This window comes from Mycoplasma sp. 744 (assembly GCF_034863305.1).
In the GTDB taxonomy this organism is placed as follows: domain Bacteria; phylum Bacillota_I; class Bacilli_A; order Mycoplasmatales; family Metamycoplasmataceae; genus Mycoplasmopsis.
In genome coordinates this window covers 36,381-59,050 of record NZ_JAYFFF010000001.1, presented here as the reverse complement: position 1 = coordinate 59,050, position 22,670 = coordinate 36,381, and the positions used below count along the sequence as shown (strand labels likewise).

26 protein-coding genes are annotated in these 22,670 nt (G+C 22.9%); 20 read left to right on the top strand and 6 right to left on the bottom strand.

Features of this window, described 5'->3' with window-relative positions; genetic code table 4:
* Window positions 1-18 precede the first annotated feature (18 nt).
* Complete coding sequence (gene secG / locus VBM87_RS00360) at window positions 19-252, bottom strand: preprotein translocase subunit SecG (protein ID WP_257075912.1); 234 nt, start codon at window positions 250-252, stop codon at window positions 19-21.
* 114 nt (window positions 253-366) lie between these two features.
* Between secG and gmk the strand changes: the two genes are divergently transcribed.
* From gmk to VBM87_RS00335, 5 genes are read left to right on the top strand one after another with little or no spacing between them, the layout of a single operon-like run.
* Window positions 367-972, top strand: a complete 606-nt coding sequence (gene gmk, locus VBM87_RS00355) for a guanylate kinase (protein ID WP_323176887.1) — start codon at window positions 367-369, stop codon at window positions 970-972.
* Window positions 950-1,696 carry a PP2C family protein-serine/threonine phosphatase gene (locus tag VBM87_RS00350; RefSeq protein WP_323176886.1) on the top strand — a complete coding sequence of 249 codons (747 nt, stop codon included), beginning with the start codon at window positions 950-952 and terminating at the stop codon, window positions 1,694-1,696. The genes gmk and VBM87_RS00350 overlap by 23 nt, the downstream gene beginning before the upstream one ends.
* A 2-nt stretch (window positions 1,697-1,698) precedes the next feature.
* A complete protein-coding gene (locus VBM87_RS00345; RefSeq protein ID WP_323176885.1) occupies window positions 1,699-2,691 on the top strand; it encodes a serine/threonine-protein kinase in 993 nt (330 codons plus the stop codon).
* A complete protein-coding gene (gene rsgA / locus VBM87_RS00340; protein WP_323176884.1) occupies window positions 2,692-3,531 on the top strand; it encodes a ribosome small subunit-dependent GTPase A in 840 nt (279 codons plus the stop codon). It abuts the gene before it with no gap.
* Window positions 3,521-4,183 carry a ribulose-phosphate 3-epimerase gene (locus VBM87_RS00335; protein ID WP_323176883.1) on the top strand — a complete coding sequence of 221 codons (663 nt, stop codon included), beginning with the start codon at window positions 3,521-3,523 and terminating at the stop codon, window positions 4,181-4,183. The genes rsgA and VBM87_RS00335 overlap by 11 nt, the downstream gene beginning before the upstream one ends.
* Before the next feature lie 35 nt (window positions 4,184-4,218).
* Here the strand turns inward: VBM87_RS00335 and hinT are convergent, their stop codons facing one another.
* From hinT to VBM87_RS00320, 3 genes are read right to left on the bottom strand one after another with little or no spacing between them, the layout of a single operon-like run.
* Entirely contained in the window at window positions 4,219-4,560 is a 342-nt protein-coding gene (gene hinT, locus VBM87_RS00330; protein ID WP_323176882.1) for a histidine triad protein HinT, read from the bottom strand.
* Window positions 4,561-4,562: 2 nt separating this feature from the next.
* Window positions 4,563-5,888, bottom strand: a complete 1,326-nt coding sequence (locus tag VBM87_RS00325) for a HinT-interacting membrane complex lipoprotein P60 (RefSeq protein ID WP_323176881.1) — start codon at window positions 5,886-5,888, stop codon at window positions 4,563-4,565.
* Between the two features lie 13 nt (window positions 5,889-5,901).
* Window positions 5,902-8,082 carry a HinT-interacting membrane complex protein P80 gene (locus VBM87_RS00320; protein WP_323176880.1) on the bottom strand — a complete coding sequence of 727 codons (2,181 nt, stop codon included), beginning with the start codon at window positions 8,080-8,082 and terminating at the stop codon, window positions 5,902-5,904.
* A gap of 73 nt (window positions 8,083-8,155) precedes the next feature.
* Here VBM87_RS00320 and VBM87_RS00315 point away from each other — a divergent pair, with 73 nt between their 5' ends.
* The 7 genes from VBM87_RS00315 (at window position 8,156) to VBM87_RS00285 (ending at window position 14,022) form a co-directional block, all read left to right on the top strand.
* Window positions 8,156-8,728, top strand: a complete 573-nt coding sequence (locus tag VBM87_RS00315) for a hypothetical protein (RefSeq protein WP_323176879.1) — start codon at window positions 8,156-8,158, stop codon at window positions 8,726-8,728.
* Between the two features lie 94 nt (window positions 8,729-8,822).
* On the top strand, window positions 8,823-9,257 hold the full coding sequence (locus VBM87_RS00310) for a hypothetical protein (protein WP_323176878.1): 435 nt from the start codon (window positions 8,823-8,825) through the stop codon (window positions 9,255-9,257).
* Between the two features lie 9 nt (window positions 9,258-9,266).
* Window positions 9,267-10,847, top strand: a complete 1,581-nt coding sequence (locus VBM87_RS00305; RefSeq protein WP_323176877.1) for a NusA N-terminal domain-containing protein — start codon at window positions 9,267-9,269, stop codon at window positions 10,845-10,847.
* Window positions 10,834-11,121 (top strand): YlxR family protein, encoded by a 288-nt coding sequence (locus VBM87_RS00300; RefSeq protein WP_257075899.1) that lies wholly within the window; start codon window positions 10,834-10,836, stop codon window positions 11,119-11,121. The genes VBM87_RS00305 and VBM87_RS00300 overlap by 14 nt, the downstream gene beginning before the upstream one ends.
* Window positions 11,109-12,911, top strand: a complete 1,803-nt coding sequence (gene infB, locus VBM87_RS00295; protein WP_323176876.1) for a translation initiation factor IF-2 — start codon at window positions 11,109-11,111, stop codon at window positions 12,909-12,911. The genes VBM87_RS00300 and infB overlap by 13 nt, the downstream gene beginning before the upstream one ends.
* A gap of 1 nt (window position 12,912) precedes the next feature.
* Window positions 12,913-13,425 (top strand): adenine phosphoribosyltransferase, encoded by a 513-nt coding sequence (locus VBM87_RS00290; RefSeq protein ID WP_323176875.1) that lies wholly within the window; start codon window positions 12,913-12,915, stop codon window positions 13,423-13,425.
* Window positions 13,426-14,022, top strand: coding sequence for a hypothetical protein (locus VBM87_RS00285; RefSeq protein ID WP_257075896.1), 597 nt, complete (start codon window positions 13,426-13,428; stop codon window positions 14,020-14,022).
* A gap of 25 nt (window positions 14,023-14,047) precedes the next feature.
* On the opposite strand, the gene VBM87_RS00280 is transcribed toward VBM87_RS00285, so the two are convergent.
* The gene (locus tag VBM87_RS00280; RefSeq protein WP_323176874.1) at window positions 14,048-15,088 is read right to left on the bottom strand and encodes a YihY/virulence factor BrkB family protein; all 1,041 of its coding nucleotides are present in this window, start codon (window positions 15,086-15,088) and stop codon (window positions 14,048-14,050) included.
* A 1-nt stretch (window position 15,089) separates the two neighbouring features.
* Entirely contained in the window at window positions 15,090-15,536 is a 447-nt protein-coding gene (locus tag VBM87_RS00275; protein WP_257075894.1) for an RpiB/LacA/LacB family sugar-phosphate isomerase, read from the bottom strand.
* 89 nt (window positions 15,537-15,625) lie between these two features.
* Between VBM87_RS00275 and VBM87_RS00270 the strand changes: the two genes are divergently transcribed.
* Genes VBM87_RS00270 through VBM87_RS00235 form a run of 8 tightly spaced genes read left to right on the top strand, consistent with a single transcriptional unit; the run spans window position 15,626 to window position 22,629 of the window.
* A complete protein-coding gene (locus tag VBM87_RS00270) occupies window positions 15,626-17,677 on the top strand; it encodes an Mbov_0121 family peptidase domain-containing ABC transporter (protein WP_323176873.1) in 2,052 nt (683 codons plus the stop codon).
* A complete protein-coding gene (locus VBM87_RS00265; protein ID WP_323176872.1) occupies window positions 17,652-18,038 on the top strand; it encodes an MAG1140 family protein in 387 nt (128 codons plus the stop codon). The genes VBM87_RS00270 and VBM87_RS00265 overlap by 26 nt, the downstream gene beginning before the upstream one ends.
* Before the next feature lie 24 nt (window positions 18,039-18,062).
* The gene (ybeY, locus tag VBM87_RS00260) at window positions 18,063-18,518 is read left to right on the top strand and encodes an rRNA maturation RNase YbeY (protein ID WP_257075891.1); all 456 of its coding nucleotides are present in this window, start codon (window positions 18,063-18,065) and stop codon (window positions 18,516-18,518) included.
* Window positions 18,511-18,906: a cytidine deaminase gene (gene cdd, locus VBM87_RS00255; protein ID WP_323176871.1), complete on the top strand. Its 396-nt coding sequence runs from the start codon at window positions 18,511-18,513 to the stop codon at window positions 18,904-18,906. The genes ybeY and cdd overlap by 8 nt, the downstream gene beginning before the upstream one ends.
* On the top strand, window positions 18,906-19,778 hold the full coding sequence (gene era, locus VBM87_RS00250; RefSeq protein ID WP_323176870.1) for a GTPase Era: 873 nt from the start codon (window positions 18,906-18,908) through the stop codon (window positions 19,776-19,778). Before cdd ends, era begins: the two co-directional genes overlap by 1 nt.
* 11 nt (window positions 19,779-19,789) lie before the next feature.
* Window positions 19,790-20,842, top strand: a complete 1,053-nt coding sequence (locus VBM87_RS00245) for an aminopeptidase P family protein (protein WP_323176869.1) — start codon at window positions 19,790-19,792, stop codon at window positions 20,840-20,842.
* 50 nt (window positions 20,843-20,892) lie between these two features.
* Window positions 20,893-22,329, top strand: coding sequence for a proline--tRNA ligase (gene proS, locus VBM87_RS00240; protein WP_323176868.1), 1,437 nt, complete (start codon window positions 20,893-20,895; stop codon window positions 22,327-22,329).
* 15 nt (window positions 22,330-22,344) lie between these two features.
* Window positions 22,345-22,629 (top strand): MG284/MPN403 family protein, encoded by a 285-nt coding sequence (locus tag VBM87_RS00235; RefSeq protein ID WP_257075884.1) that lies wholly within the window; start codon window positions 22,345-22,347, stop codon window positions 22,627-22,629.
* Window positions 22,630-22,670: the final 41 nt, after the last annotated feature.

Genomic DNA, 22,670 nt, shown 5'->3' with positions numbered 1-22,670 from the left:
AATAAAGAAAATTTTTCTTTATTGCATCAAGATTCTTAAAGCGATAGTGAATACAATTAAAAAAATTCCACCAATAAGCATTGTATATTTAAGAACTTTTTTAATACCTCTTTCTTTAGAGGTTTTAAACAATTCTAAATCACCAGATTCAACTAATGCACCAGAAAAAGCGTTAGATTCAGGGGACATTAATAATGAAACAATAATAATAACTAAACCTAGTAAGACTAAAATAATAGTTATAGCAGTCATTTATCCTCCTGAATTAATAATATAATTATATATACTATACTAATTATAAATGTATATTAATTTTAATTAAATATTTTATAATTAATAAAATATTATTCATAACTCGGGGGCAAGATGCATAAAAAATTAAAACCAATTGTTATTTTTACTGGACCTTCAGGAGTGGGTAAAGGAACAATTGAAAATTTTTTATTTAAGTATGATGATTTAAGATTAGCATTTTCAGTATCAGCAACAACAAGAAAACCTAGACAAGGTGAAATTGACGGAGTAAATTATTTTTTTATAAGCAAGGATAATTTTAAAGAAAAAATTAATAAAAATGAATTATTAGAATATAGTTTTCATTTTGATAATTTTTATGGCACTCTTTATTCTGAAATTGAAAGAATACATAATGCAAATAATATTCCATTTTTAGAAATTGAAACTCACGGAGCTAAACAAATTTTAGCCATTCCAAATATAGAAAAAAAATACAATATTATAACTTTTTTTGTTTCCCCTCCATCGTTTGAAGATTTAAAAAGCCGTATTTGAAATAGAAATACAGAAACTAACGAAGCTATCGAATCTCGTTTGTTAAAAGCAAGAGAAGAATTAGAAGAAAAAAAATACTTTAAAAATCAAATAATTAATGATATACCAGAACGAGCAGCTTTAGAAATTAGAAATTTAATACTTAAAGAAATTAACGATGCAAACAGCGAAATTAACTAATATAGGAATAAAAAGATTAGAAAATCAAGATTGTATTGATATATTCACTAATAATAATTTTATTTTAATGATTTTATGTGATGGCATGGGTGGGCATTTTGGTGGTTCATTAGCTTCTACAATTACTTTAAATGTTTTTAAGGATGCTTTTTATAAATTGTTTCCTTTAATAATAGAAAAGAATAATTTAATCTCCTGATTGAGTAATACTATTAAAAATGTTAAAAATGAAATGAAAAAAATAGCTAATAATGATGAAGCTAAATTAGATATGGGCACGACTTTAACAGGTGTTTTATTTAATAATGAAGAAAATATTTTTATAGTTTTTAATATCGGTGATTCTAGAATTTACGCACTTAAAAATAATGGTATTTTAGAACAAATTACCAAAGATCATAATATTTTAAATAAGTTAATTTATGAAGATAATTATAAAATAACTGAAGCAAAAAAATTTCCTCGTTGAAGAGCATTAACATCTGCTTTAGGACCAACAAAAAAAACTAAAATGGAAATTTTTGATTTAGGAGAAAGTATCCATTTAATAAAAAAAATAATAGCTACTTCCGATGGTATTCATTCATTTTTAAATCATTCCATGATGGAAACTATTTTAAATTTAAATAAAGAACCAGAAATGATTTGTGAATTAATGATTAATGAGGCCATAAATAATTTTTCTGATGATAATTTAACAATAGGCATAATTGATTTGGAGTAAAAATGGCTTTTGAAATTTTAAACGATAGTAACATTTACAAAAAATACAAAGTTATTAGTGAAATTGATTCTGGCGGTTTTTCAAAAGTTTATAAAATTCAAGAATTAGATGATAAAAGTGATACTTTTTATGCCTTAAAATATGCTTTTAATAGTGACACTAGTAATTATGAACAAAATAAAAAACGTTTTGAACAAGAAATAAAAATTTATAAAAAAATTAAATCCAATTATGTAGCAAGATATATTGAGTCTTTTTTTGATGAAAAAGAACAATATATAGTGATGGAATTTGTTGATGGAGTTAGTTTAAAAAATCGTTTAGCAGAAGGTAAAATTAATCCTAAAATTGTAAGAAATTATGCTATTCAAATTGCTGAAGGTTTACAAGAATTACATACATGTGGAATAATTCATCGTGATATAAAAAGTAACAATATAATGATAACTAAAGATAAAAATATAAAAATAATTGATTTTGGACTAGCTTTAACCGATGAGAGTCAAAGATTTACACAGGAAACCAAATTAGTAGGTTCAATTTATTATATGGCTCCTGAAATTTGTGTTGCAAAATCAGTTCCTACTAGACAAAGTGATATATATGCTTTAGGCGTTTTAATATATGAAATGTTAACTATGGAGTATCCTTTTAAAGGCGCAACTTACGAAGAAACTATTAATAAACATAAATTTGCTTCTTTACCTAATTTAGCTAAAATTCTTAATATTCCCCAAGCAATGATTAACATAATTATTAGAGCAACAGCTAAAGACCCAAATAAAAGATACTTAAATATGACAAATCTTGCGAAAGATTTAAAAACTTGTTTAAATATAGAAAGATATAATGAAAAACCTTTAGATTATAAAAAAATTAGAATAAAAAGATCATTTTCTGATATTTTAAATTCTAAAAAGTTTTTATGAATAAGTTTAATAATAACGTTTTTTATAATGATTTTAACAATTATAATAATTGCAACGGCGGTGTAAATGAGAGGTCAAATTTATTCAATAAACGCAGGTAAATATACAATAAAAGATGAAAATAATAATTTTCATCTTTTGCCTGCTGCTGGCACATTCAGGTATTTAGGTGTTATACCTTTGGTTGGTGATTATGTAGATTTTGTAGAAAATAAACATATTTGAAATATTTATGAACGAAAAAATAGTTTTATAAGACCTAAAGTGGCCAATATTGATCATATAATAGTTGTAATGTCAATAAAAAACCCAGATTTTAATTCTTTTTTAGTTGATAAATATTTAGCTTTAATTGAAAACAAAAATATTGAACCTATTCTTTTTTTTACTAAAAAAGATTTGGGTTGAACTGATGAAATTGATAATTATATAAATTTAGGCTATCGAGTTTATTTATTAAACAATTTTGAAAATAATGATTTAGAGATGATTAAAACAATTTTTAAAAGCAATACTTGTTCTTTTATGGGTCAAAGTGGTGTTGGCAAAACTACTATTATTAATAAAATTTTAAATTTAAACCTAGAAACACAAGAAATAAGTAAAAAAGCTAATAGAGGCAAACATACCACAAGAATAACTAAAATTTATGATATTTACGAAGGTAAATTAATAGATACTCCTGGTTTTTCAGCTTTAGACATTAAAATGACTCAAGAAGAATTATCAAAATCATTTAAACAATTTAGAGAATTATCTAAAAAATGCAAATTTAAATGATGTTTGCATTATAACGAACCCGAAAATTTTTGTAATATTAAATTAAATATTAATAAATTGATTCCTCAATTTAGATATGATAATTATGTAAAATTACTAATGGAGATAATAAAAAATGAAAAATAATAAATATGTAACTCCCTCAATATTAAATGTTAATCCTGAAGAAAGATTAAATATGGTAAAAACACTTTTATCACAAGGTGTTACTTGAATACATTATGATGTTATGGACGGACAATTTGTTCCTAATACAGCTATTGAATTTCATGAATTAGAAAATATTAATTCTAATGCTTCTCAACACTTTAAAGATATACATTTAATGATTGAAGATCCTTTAGATATTATAGAAAGTTATAAGAACGTTGGAGATATTCTAACTTTTCATTACGAAGCTGTAAAAGATAAAGAAATTTTATTGGAATATTTGATAAACAATATACATAATTTAAGTTTAGGAATGGCTATTAAACCTAAAACTCCAGTAAGTGAAATAAAAAAATTTTTACCTTATTTAAGACTATTATTAGTTATGTCCGTAGAACCAGGAGCAGGAGGACAAAAATTTATTGATGATTCTATTAATAAAATTAAAGAATTAAAACAATTAAGACTAGAAAATAATTATACTTATTTAATTCAAGTTGATGGTGGTATAAACAATATAACAGGTCCACAATGTTTTAAAGCAGGAGCAGATGCGTGCGTAGCAGGTACTTATGTTGTAAAAAATCCAACTAAAGAAAATATAGAAAGTGTAAAATTTGGTAAATAAAAAATATCTTTAATTAAAGATATTTTTTATTTATTTTATTCCATTGGTTTTATTTTTTCTTTAACTGGAATAACATGAACATGAGTATGAAAAACTGTTTGATCCGCTATTTCATTAGTATTAATTAATATTTTAAAACCAGGAATATTTTTATCCAAAATATGCTCTTTTGCTAATTTTTTAACAATTACAAAAAGATGTTTTGTAGTTTCATCATCCATTTCAGTAATATTTTTACTAGGTTTTTTTGGGATAACTAAAAAATGGCCTTCTCTAAATGGAAAAGCATCATAAATAGCTATACAAATATCATCTTCATATAGTATTTTCGATTCTATTTCACGATCAATTATTTTACTAAAAATACTTTTTTCCATTTTTATTCCACCTCAATAAAAACTTTTTCTTTGATATTTTCTGTTAAGGTTGAATTAATATTTTTATTTAACTTAATTTTATAACCTAACTTGCTAAAAGCTTCTTGAGCCTTAGTATAGAGAGAATTATCAATAGTAGAAAAAATATAACTTAAAATATCCATTTTTTGAGCATAAGGTGTATTTTTGAAAGATAATAAAATTTTGTCTTCAGTTTCCTGATTATTTGTAGCCTTTACCAATGTTGTTTTTTCACTTTCAGCAATAGGTGTTATTTGGTTGAGATAAACTATTATTGCTTTGTTTGCAGTGTCAGTTTCATTTTGGTATGGGGAATAAGGATTTTCGGCATTTATATTAGGAATTAATTTTTTAGTAACAGGATTATAAAAACCAGATAAATTATATGTTACACCTTCATTTAAATTAATTTTGGATAAATCTTCATATGATCAGAGTAAATTATAATTAGTTATATTTTCTTTAAAACCAGAATAACCCCTTAATTCAATATCATAAATATTATTTGTTAATTTTTGAAGGCTGTTTTCCGATAACATTTTGTTAAATTCTTCAGTATTTTTTAAAAAATTGTTAAAATCGTTTGAATTAGCTATTAAACCAAATCCTTGTAAAAAGAAATCATCATCACTAATAGCTTGCGATTGATTTTTTTGTCAAATTTGAGCTATTTTTTTATCTAATGCATATTTATTTAAGAAATAAGCATCTAAACTAACCTCTAAAGTATTATCTTTTTTAAAAGTTGTATCAATTTTACTTATTTGATTTTCATTATTAATTGTTAAATATTTATAAACTAATAACATTTTACTTATTTCATTTCTTATATTACTTTGAATATTAGCTCAATAAATATTAAAAATTTCTTGATTAGGTATTTCTCCTGGTACAGTTTTTTGATTTAAAATGTTAAATTCTTTTTGAGTTTTTTCGTTAAAAATATTGGTTTGTTTAATTAATTCAATGTTATGTTTAATGAAAAAATTACTATCATTATTTAGTTTATCTTCTGAGTAAATTTGGAATGCTTTATAGGCATCATTAAAAAGTTCCTCTGAAATTTTTTGTAAATTATTTTTTAATTCATTTTCCCAATCATTTATAGTCAAATCAATATTATATAAATGCGCAATAGTCAAATTTAATCAATCTTGTTCTATTTTTTGTAATGTAATTTTATCACTTAATATTCTATCTTGTTTTATTTTACTTACTGAATCAACAGTTTTAATACATGAAAAAGTTATTAAAGGTAATGAAAAAACAGAAGAGAATAAAAATATTTTTTTTCAATTTATTTTCATCGATTGGCCTCCTTTATCTATTTTGAAAAATTTTTAATAACTCTAAAAATTTAGTATTTAATTTTTGTTCAGCAGTTTGATTATAATTATCATTATTATATGTAAAGTAGATTTTATTATTTTTTAATTCAAAATATTCATCAGCACCATTTTGTGCTCTTGTTTTCATTCATTTGCTAATATTTTCTGTAATAGTTAAAGATGTTTCATAATTCTTTGCATTTAAGGTTTTAAGATTATTTTCTTTTAATAAATTTATATCATCTATGCTATATTTTGGATTCTGCTGACCATTAAGAGAATTATATTGTGGGTGAAAAATATTTATTTTTGTTTGTAAATAATTAATAAACTCATCATCATTTAATAAAACAGAATTAATATAATTTTCATTAGTTAAAGATTGATTAATTACGTTTAAAGTATTATATTTTACTCCGGTTAAATTGTTATATTTATTGTTTAAAATGTAATCATTTTTAATCATTTGTATAAATAAATTTATCTGTTTATTTAAGTTAGTTTGATCTGAAAATAAATTTTGTATATCTATTATTGAAATACCTTTAGTTGTTAATAAGAGATAATAATTAGTATTTTTTAATTTATAAAAAGTAAATAATTGTTTGTTACCTTCTTTTTCTTTTCCAATATTAAAAGTTTTTTCGAAAAGAGGAGTTATTAATTCTGAATATTTTTGATCATATAAGCCTTCTTTAGTATTTTCATTGGCTTTGTCAAAAATATTTTGTAGCGCAGAATTGTATTTAGTAATTTGTTCTTTCTTTTGATCGAAAGTTTTAGCATTAGAAAAGTCTGGTTTTAATATATTAAATTCTTTAGTAATTGTTTCTTGAATTGTGTCAAACAAAGCAAATAAATCAATTTCTTTTATTTCAGTGTTTCCCAAAATAATATCTTTAATTGAAAGAAATGCCTTTAAAGCATCATCATTATCATTAAATAATGTTGATAGTGATACAATTCCTGAAGTACCAAAATTTTGTTTTATAGTATTATCATCAAGTGATAATTTTTGTAATAAATCATTATAAACTTTAGCTTCTGTTGGTAAATTATTATTAGTAGATAAAGTTAAGATATTTGCATATTGATTAAATGGTTTAAACATTTCTTGAACTTTTTGATAACTAAATTTAAATTCATTTTCTTCATTATTGTTAATTGGTCAAGCGAATAAAAGCGTTTTTAATGAATTCTTATCAACTGTTCAATTATCAGTGTTTTTAACTTTTGCAATACCTGGAAGCGTAAATTGAGAAAATAAATATGGATTATCATTTTTTAAATAATATTCAATAAAAGATTTAGCATCTTTTTTAGAAGGAATAAAACTTTCTGTCATAAAAGAAATATATTCATTATTAATTTTAAAGTAATTACCTTCAAAATTATTGTCAGTAATTTGTTTTAATCAATCAAAAACCTTTTCACCTTTTTTAATATTTTTATTGCCTATTTTAATATCAGTGTTAGCTGTTCTTTCAATCAAATCTTTAATAGAAATTGTTGATAATCTAAAACGTCTTAGTGCATCGTTTTTAATATGTTTAAAAACAGCATTATTAATGGCTTCTTCTGTATTGGTAGCATTATCATAATTATTAATTAAAACTTGATTATATTGAGTTTCTCAATTAGCAAAACCATAACGTTTAATTAAATTTTGTCTTGTATCTTCTAATTCGTTTGAATATTGTTCTTTTAATTCATCAATTGTTTTTAGACGTAAATCATCTTTTTTATTTTCACCTTGTTTTAATGATGAATTATATAATTCTTCATATTCTTTAGATGCTTCAACTTCTTGGTTATAAAGATAATAAATAATTTGTTTATTTAGTTCACTTAATTGTTGTTGAAAATTATTAGTGTTGTTTGATTCATTAAATGTTTCAATTTCGCCTATGTTAAAACCGATTGAAGTTTTATTTTCAGGCGAAACAAAAGTATATACATTTTGATTTTTACCTAATGGATCATTAGTTTTAGTTATTGAACCAGTAACAGCCAAAGGAACAGTTATACCAACAATTGCTATTGTCGTAAGTATAGAGCTTAAAATGATAATCGTTTTACTTTTTCTTTTTGGTTTTTTAATAATAGTTTGTTCTTCTAAATGGGCGGCGTTTTTTTTCGTTAAACGTTCAAAAAATGTTTCTTTTCTAGCCATAATTTTCCTCCTAAACAATTATGTTAATTATATTATGAAATAAGACATTCTTTATATAATTAATAGATGAAAGATGAAGAATACACAAATTCAAAATTATGTTATAAAATTAATTAATATATGTCAAAAAGAAAAAATTAATTTATATTTAAGTCCTTATTCTTATTCAATCATTCAATCGAGTAAATTTATAAGTGAACATAATTTATATTTTTCTTTATATTGAAAGGATTTTTTGTATTTAAAAAATAAATATTCAAATTTATTTATATCTAAAATTACAAAAAATGATTTTAAACATTTAGCCTATTATAAAGATGGTAAATTTACTTTTATTTTTCATTTAATTATTGATTCAACTTATCAACAAATTTGAAAATTTAAAAAAACACTGCTTTGAGAAACATTACCATTTTTAACTAAATCAAAAACATTTAATGATGTAATATGTTCATTGAACAAAAAACATAATGAAATTTATTTAATTTTAAATAATAAATTTGAAAATTCTTATTTGTTTACTAATTTAAATACAAACAATTTAAAACAATTTGAATTTGATAATTTTAAAATCAGTTATTTTAATGAATATTTAAGTAATTATTTTACTGTTAAACATATAAAAAAACATATAAAAAAATATTAATTCATTTATTTTTGTATATACTTATATTATATATTAATCAATCTCTTTTTAAAGAGTTGCAGTTGTGCAACTCTTTCGTTTTATAAGGAGTATAATGAACTGATTCTTAATTCTAAAAGAAAAATTTGGTGAAATTATTTATAGTTGCAAAATTATAAGACAAGATAATATGTTATTACTGGATGTAATTCTTGATACAAATGATTATTTGACAGTAGAACAATTTACTTCTGAAATTAATATATTTTTAGATTTAAATTATTCTTCTAATTTGAATTTTGATTATTTATCAGTTTCCACTAAAGGTAAAAAAACGGAATATGAAATTGAAGAATTAGATCAATTATTAAATGAATTCATTGAAGTACAATTATTAACTTCTGTAAATAAAAAAATGAAATTTATAGGACATTTAATTTTCAAAGACAGAGAAAACATTGTTATCAAATGGAATAATAAAGGTCAATTGAGAAAACAAGGGATTAAAATTAATAATATAAGTAAAATAAAAAAACATATTAAATTTTAAGAGGTATTTATGGCATTAAAAACAGATAGCAAACATTTAGCACAAGAAAAACAATTTTATAAAGTTATTACAGAGTATAGTTTAAATCATAATTTGCCTTTAGATAAAATAGTAGAAGTATTTAATGCTGAAACAACTAAAATAATACGCAAAAAATTAGATCAAGATGCAGATATGGTTTTTGAATTAGACAAAAAAAATAAAGTTGCAAAACTTTATAATTTGAATGTTACAGTAGTTGAGGATGATGAAGATACTTTAAAAGATTTAAATGAAAATCCTGAAACAAGAATTTATAATATTCCTTTAAATGAAGCGAAAATTTATAATCCTAATATTCAAGTTAATGATTTAATTAAAGCTCCAATTGATTTTAGTTGATTAACAAATTCAAAAGATACTAATATTAAACAAATTTTGAAAATTATTTTTCTTTCAATAATTCAAGGTATTAAATTATTAGAGAAAAGAACTGTTTTTGAAAAATATTCAATGTTAGTTGGAACTAAGGTAATAGCTGAATTTGTTACTAAAACAGATAAAGGTCATTGAAATGTTGTAATTAAGGATCAACAAGGTTTAAATGTAACTGGTTTTTTACCTAAATCAATAATGAGTGAAAAGAAAAATATTAAAAGAGGAGAAAAAATTGAAGTTATTGTAGAAAAAGTGGAAGAGGATGCTAAATTAAATCAAATAATTGTATCCTTAGATTCTCCAATAATTGTAAAAAAAGTTTTGAATGAAAGTATTCCTGAAATTAATGAAGGTTTGATAGAAATTTATAAAATTCAAAGACAACCGGGTGAAAGAACAAAAATAGCTTTAAAAAAATCAACTAATACTAATTTAGACTTTGATCTTCATGGAGCTATTATTGGAATTCAGAGTCAAAGAATTAATTCTTTAAGAAGTAAATTAGAAGATGAAAGAATTGATATTATAGAATACAGCGATGATATAAAAACTTTTATTATTAATGCGTTATCTCCTGCACAAATAGTTGATGTTGTTAAAAAAAATAATGACGAAAATAATAAAAATTATTATGTAATTGTTAAAAATGAACATTTAACTAACGCTATAGGTAAAAAAGGTGTTAATGCTTCTTTAGCTTCAGCAATTACTAATACTTTTTTAGATATTATAACAATAGAAAAAGCTGAGGAATTAAATTTAATATATAATAAATCCACTCTTGAAACATTTAATTCTCCAAAAAATAAGATAAATAAGAAAAATGTTAATAATAAACTTAAAAATAATAAATATATTAATAATTTTAATTTAACAATGGACACATTTGATAAAGATGTTGCAGCATTTGAATTAGAAGAAGAACATGATAATAAATATTATGATTTAAATTTTGAAGAGTTGTTTGAACAACATTCTGCAGAAATGTCAATTCAAGATAATAACGATGAAGAGGTTCAAAAAGAAATAATTGCAGAAGAAATAAAAGAAGATTTAAAAAACTTTAAAAAAGCAAAAAAAGTAATTGAAGAATTTAAAATAGATACTGATTTAACTAATTTTGGATTGGATACAGATATTGATTTATCTGATTTAGAAAATGAAGACTGATAGAAAAACCTTAACAAAAAGAAAATGTTTTATAACAAATCAAATTTATCCTGTCAATTTATTAATAAGAATTGATTATAAAAAAACAACGAATCAAATACAGTTAGATCTTAATAATAATCTTAAAGGACGTGGCGCATATTTTTATCCTACTAAAGAGAATTGAGAAAAAATACTCAAATTTAAAGGATTAAATAGAATTTTTAGAACTAATGTAACTAGAGATACATACGAAAAAATTAATAAAGAATTGGAGCAAATAGAATGAGTAAATTAAAAAGAAAAACTAATGATCAAGAAATTAAAAATAGTTTATTAAATATTAAAACTGAAATTAAAGATGGAATTTTTATTTTTACCAATAAAATGAGCGTTAGTGATTTAGCTAAAAAAATCAATGTTAATACTAATGATATTCTAAAAAAATTCTTTTTAAAAGGCCAATTATTTACTATAAATCATATTTTAGAAGAAGAACAAATTGCTGAAATTTGTTTAGATTATGGGTTAGATTTTCGTAAAGAGGAAAATGTTGACGCGGGGAATTTTTTAAATAACATTATTTTTGATGATAAACCCGAAGAATTAACAAAAAGAACTCCTGTAGTAACCGTGATGGGTCATGTTGATCACGGTAAAACTACTTTAATTGATTACATTAGAAAAACCAAGGTAACACAAACTGAAAGTTCTGGTATTACTCAACATACAGGCGCTTATCAAGCTACACATAAAGGTGAAAAAATTACTTTCATTGACACTCCCGGACATGAGGCATTTAAAGAAATGCGCTCTAGAGGTGCAAAAATAACTGATATTATTGTGCTTGTTGTTGCTTGTGATGATGGTGTTATGCCACAAACAAAAGAAGCTATAAATCACGCTCATAGCGCAAGCGTTCCTATGATTGTATTTGTCAATAAAATGGATAAACCTTCAAAAAATATTGACAGAATTAAAAGAGAATTATTAGAAAATGATGTTGTATTAGAAGAATTCGGTGGAGATGTTCCTGTTGTTTATGGTTCTGCTTTAACAGGAGATGGAATTAATGATTTATTAGGACAAATATTATTACATACCGATATTTTTGATTTAAAAGCAAATGCTAATAGATATCCTTTTGGCACAATAATAGAAAGTAAAATTGACAGAGGAATTGGTACTTTAGCTACTTTAATTGTAGAAAATGGAACTATAGAAAAAGGTGATTTTATTATTGCAGGAGCTTCATATGGAAGAGTTAAGATGATGATTGATCCTTCCAATATGCAACAAATAAATAAAGGACTTCCTGGTACTCCAGTAATTATTAGTGGTTTGAATTATCCTCCACAAGCTGGTGAGAGATTTATTGGAGTTTTTGATGAAAAATTGGCTAAAAAATTAGCAAATGAAAAAGCTCAAATGGACCGTAACAGCATTTTATCTAATAAAGCAATGAAAAATATTGAAGAAGGCAAAAAAATTATTAACATTATTATTAGATCAGATGTACAAGGAACTGCAGAAGCTTTAGAAAATTCATTAAAACACTTACAAAATGAAGAAGTTAAGGTGCATATTGTTAGTTCTTCGGCTGGTCAAGTTTCAAATAAAGATTTGTTATTAGCACAAGCGGCAAATGCTATTATTTTAACCTTTAATAACAAGCCTTCTTCAATTATTAAACAATTAGCAAAACAACAAGATGTAATAATGATGTCGCATAGTGTTGTTTATCAAGCAATGGAAGAAATTCAGAAATTATTAGATTCTAAAAAAACAATTATTTATGAAGAAAAACTTATTGGATCAGCTAGGGTTGATAAAATTTTTAAATTTTCAAAAGTGGGGATTATTGCTGGTAGCATAATGAATGATGGAATAGTTAAATTAGGTTGCAAAGTAAAAGTTTATAGAAATAAAAAATTAATACACGAAGGATTTATCGAAACTTTACAAAGAGAAAAAAATGAAGTTAAAGAAGTAGGTAATGGTAAAGATTTTGGAACGCATTTGAGAAAATACAACGATATTATGATTGATGATATTTTTGAATTTTACGAAGATGTAGAAGTTAAATAAAATGAATTTAAAAAAATTTATTATTGATGTACCTGATTTTCCTAAAGAAAATATTATTTTTAAGGATATTTCATTATTATTAGCAAATGGTCAAGCTTTTAATTATGCAATTTGAACAATGGCCAAAGAAATAATTAACTGTGATGTAATAGTAGCTCCAGAATCAAGAGGTTTTATTTTTGGTGCTGCCATAGCAGCAATGTTAAGCAAACCTTTTGTAATGATAAGAAAAAGTAAAAAAATGCCTGAGCCTACTTTAAAACAAGAATACATATTAGAATATGGAAAAAATCAATTAGAATTAAGTCAAAAAATTGATATACAAAATAAAACTGTTGCAATTATAGATGATGTATTGGCAACAGGGGGCACAATTGAAGCCATTATAAAATTAATTCATCAAGCTAACGCCAAAGCAACTAAAATAGTTACTTTAATTGAGTTATTAAATTTAGAAGCTAGAAAAAAACTTCAAAAATATAATGTAGAAGTTCAAACTTTAATTACATATTAAATGAAAATAAAAACACATAAAATTAAAACAATTGATATTGTATTTTTAACTGTCTATTTTTCTTTTTTTATTATTTCTGGTTTTGTTGTATATATAGGATATATTCCAATATTAGGACGCATTAATTTAACTTATTTACCTTTTTTTGTAGTACTTGCTGGTGTGCATTTAGGTTTTAAAGGTTTTTTAGTAGGTGGTTTGTCTTTTGGATTAAGTTCTTTAATTGCTGCATATATGTATGGTAGTATCAGATATCAATATATCGATATTTCTGTATTGCCTAGGTTTTTAATGAGTATGATTATTTACTTATTTTATAAATTAATAAAATTAGATAAATATATTAATATATGGGGTTTTATATTATTAGCTTTTTTAGCAAGCAATTTAAATTTGATATTAGTTTTAAGTGCTCAACATTTACACCATCAAATAAGCCCTATAAAAGGCCTATTACCAATTAATGAATGAATTTTGACACATTTATTAAATATTATTGGTGAACCTATTTTAGCAATTAATTTAGCCTTATTATTTTATAAATTTATATACAAATACCATTTAAAATATAAAGCTTATAAAGAAATTTTATATTAAAAAACTGTAAGAAAATTACAGTTTTTTAATACTTTTTATTTCAAGTAAATCAATAATTTTTTTTAATAGTAAAACTTGAATGATAAGTTTTATAATATGCTTCATTTACAATAGTTCCTAATAATAAACAATAACTTAAAAAAGAAACAAATAATCCAATATACATAAATGTACTAATAATTCCATATTTTGAATAATTAATCCAAGAAGATAAATAACCAAAAATAATTATAAATATTGCAATAGGAATTGATGCTGTTAAAGCACCAGGAAAAATCATGTTTAAAGGATTTTTAAAATTAGGTGTTAATTTATATAATAATGTGATACCACAATATAAAATTAAAAATAAATATATAGTAAAACTACAGTAAAAAACAGTATCAAATTGAGTAGTATTTTCCTTTAAATTAAATAATTTAAAAAATCAAATATATAAACAAATACTAATAAATAAATATAAACTAATACCTATAACAATAATAAAACCTTTAAAGCGATTAGTGATTAAATTACCTAATTGTTCATGTTTATAAATATAATTTTGACTATAAACTCATTTGGCAAATCCTCCCGATGCAATTCATAAAGATGTTAACAGTAATAAAATAATTGAAATGGTTTGTAAAGTGGTATTTTTAAAACTATTACTTAAATTAATTACATCATTGATTCCAGGGATAATTCTACTGAGAATAATATTAATAAAATAACTATCATAATTAGGAATTAAAGATAACAGTACTATCAAGATAGTAATAATAGGCACAAAAGAAATGAGAAAATAAAAAGCTAATGACAAAGGAATAAAAACTAAATCTTCGCTAACATATTTTTTATAAGCTCTATCAATTAATTCTTTTGTTTTATTTTTGTTTTTTCAACTATTTTTAGGAGTTGTTATTTTTAAAATTATAATTAAGAAAAAACGAATAATTTTACCTAAAATACTAAAATTATTTTCTTTATTTAAGCTAATATTCTTGTAAAAACTTTTTTGTTTTAAATTATTTTTATAGTCCTTTTTAAATTTTTTATCTTTATTATTTTTACTTTTGTTAAACATATTAAAATCTATCTATTTCGTCAATTCTAGATTGATGTCTTCCGCCTTCATATTGAGTGTCTAAATATGCATCTAGCATTTTTTTAGCTTCTTCAAATTCAGTAATACGTCCACCCATTACTAATACATTTGCATCATTATGTAATTTAGATAATTTAGCATCTTCAACACTAGTAATTCTAGCTGCTCTAATATGTTCGTGTCTATTTAAAGCATATGAAATACCTAATCCTGTGCCACAAAAACCAAGTCCAAATACGACTTCTTTATGTTCGTTGAGATAATTGGCTAGTTGGTGTCCTTGAGCAGCATAAGAAATTGATTGCGAAGCATCGGCGGGACCTAAATCAACAGTTTCATAACCTTTTTCATTTAAATAATTAGCTAATTGATTTTTTAGTTCCGCACCAGCATGATCACTTGCAAGAGCCACAACTTTTTTATTCATAAATTCTCCTTTTATCAAACTTTATACTAAAAAGTTTATTTTTTTTCTTTTTCTAACAAAATTTTACATTTATTTTAATAATAGAGATGATGAAAAATGTAAAACAATTTGATAGAAAAGATTGCGGTTTATATATTATTAAATATTTTGTTAAACATTTTTACAAAAGAGAAGTTGATTTAGATCTTTTAAAATTAGAAGCTTCTTATGGTAATGATGGTATAAATATTTATTCATTAAAAAGATTAGCAAAAAATTATAGTTTAAATATCGATGCATATAATTGTGAATTAGATTCTTTAAATGATTTAAGTAAAAAAGAATTTCCAATAGTGCTTTTAATAAATAAGAATGGCATGAATCATTTTGTAATTTTAATTAAAATTAAAAAAAATAATTTTTTTATTTATGATCCCGAAGATATATCAATACATGTTTATAATTATTTAGAATTGAATGAAATTTTTCAAAAAACAATTTTGTGTTTTTATTCTCAATTTTGAAATTCTGATAAAAATACTAACATTTCTAATCAAATTAGTTCTTTGATTAACAATAAAAAATATTCGTTTGCATTGCTATTGTTAGCTATGATTAATTTATTTTGTATTATAGGGGTGAGTTTTTATACCAAAATTATTTTTGACATAATTTTACCTAATAATTCCAAAATTAATTTATTAGCTATTTTTATATTATTTTTATTTTTAAATCTTTTCAGACATACAACTTCAATAATAAAAAATTTAATAGTAAATAAATTAAGTATAGAAATTTCTTATAATCTTACATCGTCTCTAGTTAATAAATTAGAAAATTTAAAATTAAATAATTTTTATAAATTAGAAATTTTAGATTACTTAAGACGTTTTAATTACATAGAAGTTATTGCAAATTTTAAATCTTTATTTTTATTTAATTTTATTTTCGATTCAATGTCTATAATTATTTCTTCTTTAGTACTAATGTACATTAATTTTTTTGTATTCTCAATTGTTATAAGCATTTTATTGTTTTTATATTTTTTAAATTATTTGTATCAACAAAAAATACAAAAATTAACAACAAATTTAATTAAACAAAAATTTATTGATTACCAGTGTCAAAAAAATTTTTTAGAAAATTGTTCTAATTTTAATAAGCAAGATTTATCTCATTTTTTAAAAACAAAAATGTTTATAAATAAAATAAAACTTTGGAAAAATGAAAATCAAATAAATAATATATCTAATTCAAAAAATTTTTTAAATGAGTGAATTTTAAGCAACTTAAGTCTAATTGTGATTTTTATTTCTAGTTGATTTCTTTTGAATAATAAAGGATCTTTAGGAAATATAGTTATGTTTTTAAGTCTTATTAATTTTTTAATTAATCCTTTTAATTCCTTAAATAACTTATTTGTATCAAAGAATTTATATAATGAAGCTTTTGTTGCTTTGAATTTTGTTTTAAATCTAGAAATTAAAGATTCATTAGGTTTTATTTCAATTCCCAATATACAGAAAATAAATATAAAAAAATTAGTTTATGCTTATGAAGATGGAAAAAATATAATTGATATTGAAAATTTTGTAATCGATAGTCATTTGCAAATTCGGGGTAAAAATGGAAGTGGAAAAACTACATTTTTAAATATTATTAAAAATAATCTAGAAAATTGGAATGGTTACATGGAAATTAATAATATTAATTATTTAGAAATTGATAAAAATGAATTTAATTCTAATTTTATTTTTATAAATAACAATAATATTATTCCTCAAATAAAATTAAGTGAATATTTATCATCAGGCAACAGGAATAAATTTGAGGAATTAAATAATATTTTAAATTTTGGTGAATTACCAAAATTAATAAATAAAATGAAAATAAATCTAAATATGATGTTAAAAGAAAATGCAAGTAATCTTTCTGCAGGTCAACGACAATTTATAAGTTTATTAAAATTATTTACTAAAAAATATAAATTAATAATTTTAGATGAAGCGTTTGAAAATTTAGATAATGATATTAAAAAAGATTTAAAAATAATGATAAAAGATTATCAGTGTGATGCTTTATTTATCGAAGTAAGTCATACAAATAATTTTATTTTTACAAATAAGGAGATAAATTTTGGAGAGATTAACAAGATTAAATAAATATTTAATATTTTTTCTAGTTTTAATTTTTATTTTTTCTATTGCAATAATTATTTTTATTTGTTTTTATAAAATTGAAAAAACAAAAATGATAAAACTTCAAATTAATGATTTTAAAAATCAAAAATTATTAGGCTCGCAAGAGTTAATTAATGAAGTTAATGTAAATGATTTTATTAGATTAAAATTACAATCACAAATTTACAATGTAAAAATAAAAAATATACAGTTGATTAATAATTATGTTGAAATAACATTTTATGATTTTCCTAATAATTGAAAAATTTTAAATAATTTAGAAATAGATGGATGAATAATTTTAGATAAAATATCTATATTCAAGGCATTATTTAATTTTTAACACTTGATAATATATAATAATATTATGGTTGAATTAAATATAGAAACAAATGATAGTCAATTTGAATTTTATGAAGAATTCAAATTGATTTTGAACAATTTGAAAAATTATTTTAAATTAAATCAAATTGTTTCAGTTGATGTAACAATTGTTGATAACCATGAAATACAAAAATTAAATAAAAAATATAGAGGCAAAGATTATCCTACCGATATTTTATCTTTTAGTTTTTCAGAAAATCAAATTTATAAGAATCTTCCAGTATTGCCCTTAGGTGAACTAATTATAAGCGATGAAAAGGTAAAAGAACAAGCTGTGAATTTCAATCATTCAATTAAAAGGGAATATTGTTATTTATTTACACATGGATTAGTTCATCTAATGGGGTATGATCATGAAGAAGAAAATGAAAGAATTATTATGAATAAAATAGTGGAAGATATTTTTTCGCCTTTAGGAATAACGAGGGAACATGAATAAAATAATAAAATTGCAAGAATTGTTAACAAAAGCATATTGTCCATGATCAAAATTTCAAGTTGCAGCAATTGCTGTTGATAATGAAGGCAAAGAATTTTATGGAGTTAATGTAGAAAACGCTGCATTTCCTTCTGGATTATGTGCAGAAAGATCTGCTTTATTTGGTTCGGTAGCATATGGTGGAATTGTTGGGAACTTTAAAGAATTATATATTATGGCTTCTGTAGATCAACCTACTTCGCCATGTGCAGGATGTAGACAGGTAATTACAGAATTTATGCCAGATGATGCGCTTGTAACTTTATATAGTAGAAGCGGAAATCAAAAAGTTGTATTTTCTGTTAAAGAATTAGTTCCTATGCCAATAAGAGCAGAACAAATTAAATAATGAAAATCGGATTATTTACAATTATAGGAAGACCAAACGTTGGTAAATCTTCTTTATTAAATTCAATTTTAAATTATTATTTGTCAATTGTCTCTAATACTGTTCAAACAACAAGAGATACAATAACAGGAATTTATAATGAAAATGAAACACAATTAGTATTTCTTGATACTCCAGGTATACATAAACCTTTGAACTTATTAGGCGAGCAATTAAATAAAGCAGCTTTTTCTTCGATGGAAGATATAGATTGTGTTTTGTTTTTATCGCCAATAAACGAGCCTATTGGTAAAGGCGATTTAGTAATATTAGAAAAAATCTTAAAATTTGAAAATAAAATAGCAGTTATAACTAAATTAGATCTTGCTAAGCATCCTAATGAAATAGAAAAAAAATTAAAAGAATTAGAAAAATTTAATTTTAAATATATTACTTCTTTATCTCAACGTAATTTATCTTCTATAAAAAGTTTAATAGATTTATTAAAAACTTTTACTTATGAAGGACAACCATACTATGAAGACGATTATATAACAGATAAATCTATGAGATTTATAGCAAAGGAAGTAATAAGAGAATCAGCAATTAATTTTTTACATGATGAATTACCGCACTCTATAGCAACTGAAGTTTTAGAATTTAATGAACATGATGAATTAATTGAAATTAACGCACTTATATATGTAAAAAAAGATTCACAAAAAGGTATGCTTATTGGTAAAAACGGAACAATGATTAAACAAATTGGAATATTATCAAGAAAAAAAATGCAAAATCTTTTTAACAAAAAAGTAACTCTTAATTTAAAGGTAAAAGTTGCTAAAAATTGAGTTGATAATAATAAAATATTAAAAAAATTAGATTATATGTAATAAAGGTATTTATGAATTTAAAAAGGTTAAATAAAATATTCGATAATGAAAAAATAGATGCGTTAGTTTCATCTTCTCCACAAACTAGATTATGATATTCTAAAGTTCAAACATCTGATGGATACATTATTATAGAAAAAGACAAAGCGTATTTATTTGTTGATTCACGATATATAGAATATGCAAAAAAATATGCAAAAAATGTTGAAGTAGTTTTACTTGAAAATTCATTAACATTAAAAGATTTTTTTGAGAATAAAAAATATAAAAAAATCGCTCTTGAAAAAGATTATTTAGTTTATCAAGAATATGAATATTTAAAAAATATAATTAACCCAAATGAAATTGTTTTTATTTATGGACAAGATTTAAGAATTATTAAATCAAAAGAAGAAATTGAAATAATGCAAAAAACCATCGATATTTCATTAAAATCATATGAAGAATTATTAAAATGAGTTAAACCAGGAATGACAGAAAAAGAAGTAGCTGCTAGACTTAATTATTTAATGAAATTAAATGGAGCTGATAAAGAAAGTTTTGATGAGATTGTGGCAACATCAAAAAATTCCGCTGAACCTCATCATCACCCTACTGATGATATTTTAATAGAAGGAGAATTATTAAAAATTGATTTTGGTGCGTTATATAAAGGATATAGTGCTGATATTACAAGAACTATTATATTAGGTGGAGAAAAAAAAGTTAACAATCCTGAATTACTAAAAATTAAAAAAATAGTTGAAGAAGCAGCAAAATTAGGAAGAGATGCCGTGAAACCTGGTATTTATGCAAGTGAAATAGATAAAATTTGCAGAGATTATATTATCGAACAAGGTTATGGAAAATATTTTGTGCATTCAACCGGACATGGATTAGGTATAGATGTTCATGAAAAACCAGGAGTATCTAAATTTTCAGATGTAATATTAGAGCCTGGTATGATAATAACTGTAGAACCTGGTATTTATATTGAAGGTTTAGGCGGTGCAAGAAATGAAGATGATGTATTAGTTACAGAAACTGGTAGATATGTGTTTTCTCAATCTAATGAAAAATCTTAAAAATAAGTATTTTTGTTTAAATAAATAAATTCTATATAATAAATTTGAATATGAAATTATTGAAAAATATAACTCCTATTGAAGAAGATTTTGCAAAATGATATACTGATGTTGTTAAACAGGGCAATTTAATTGATTATGGTCCTGTTAAGGGTACAATTATTTACAAACCTAATTCATTTGGTATTTGAGAATTAATACAAAAAAACTTAAACAAAATTTTTAAAGAAAAAAATGTTCAAAACGTTTATTTACCGTTATTTATAACTGAAAAATTATTCAATACTGAAAAGGAACATGTAAAAGGCTTTAATCCAGAATTGGCAACAGTTACTTATGTAGGTGATAAAAAATTAGAAGAAAAAATATTTATAAGACCTACTTCAGAAGTACTTTTTGCTAATTTATTTAAAAATTCTATTGAATCTCATAAGGATTTACCAATCATATATAATCAATGAGTCAATGTAGTTAGATGAGAAAAAACTACTAACCCTTTTCTAAGAGGAAGAGAATTTTTATGACAAGAAGGACATACTTGTCATTCTAAGCCTATGGAGGCAAGGCAGTTTACAAAAATGATGATATCTATTTACGCTAAGTTTTTAAAAAATTACTTAGCTATTCCAACAATAATAGGGAAAAAAACAGCCTATGAAAAATTTGCCGGTGCTTGTTCTACATACACTGTGGAAGCCATGATGAAAGATGGTAAAGCCTTACAAGCTGGTACAAGTCATTACTTAGCTCAAAATTTTTCTAAACAATTTAATATATCTTTTAAAAATGAAAATAATGAGAGAGATTATGTGTATCAAACTTCATGAGGAGTGTCAACAAGATTATTAGGAGCAATAATAATGACTCATGGAGATAATAGAGGTATTATAGTACCTCCTAAAGTAGCTCCAATACAAATATCAATTATTGAATTATTTTCAAATAAAAATCCTGAAATTCATAAGGTTGCTTTAAATATTAAAAAAGAACTAAGTAAACAATACCGTGTTTTTTTAGATGATACAGATAAAAATCCTGGATTTAAAGCTTCTAATTCTGAAATACAAGGAATACCAATTAGAATTGAAATAGGACCCAAAGATATTGAAAATAAATCGGTAACTGTTGTAAGAAGAGATACACTGGAAAAACAAAATATATCTATAGATAAATTAAAACATGAAATAAAAATAATTTTAGAATCTATTCATAATAATTTATATGAAAATGCCAAAAAAAGATTAAATGAAAATACAGTTATATTAACTAATTATCAGGATTTTAAAATAGCAATTAATAATAAAAAATTCGTAATTGCTCCGTTTTGTTGTTCTGGAAAAATAGAAGAAAAAATTAAAGAAGAAACAGGTGCTACCACCAGATGTATTCCTAAAAAAATTAATAAACCATTTAAAAAAGTTAAATGTATTTATCCAGAATGTAAAACATTAACAAATAGATATGTAGTATTTGCTAAATCTTACTAAATTAAGAGGTGAATTATGCTGATTTATAAAAGAGTTGAAAAAATTTGTAAATTAGAATTAATGAGAGCAAAAGTAAAATATTATGATCAAAAAACTACAAGAAAAAAAGAATTAGAACATTTTTTCACATATAATACAAAACGAGCTTTGAATTGTATATCAGAAACTGATAGATTTATAATACTTAATCAGTATTTATCATTAAATGTAGATCCTTATTGATATAAAAAATATTTTTCCAGAACTACATATTATAAACTTAGAGCAAAAGCAGTAAAAGAATTTAATGATTATTTATAAAAAACTATTCATAATGAATAGTTTTTTATATAAGTACATTT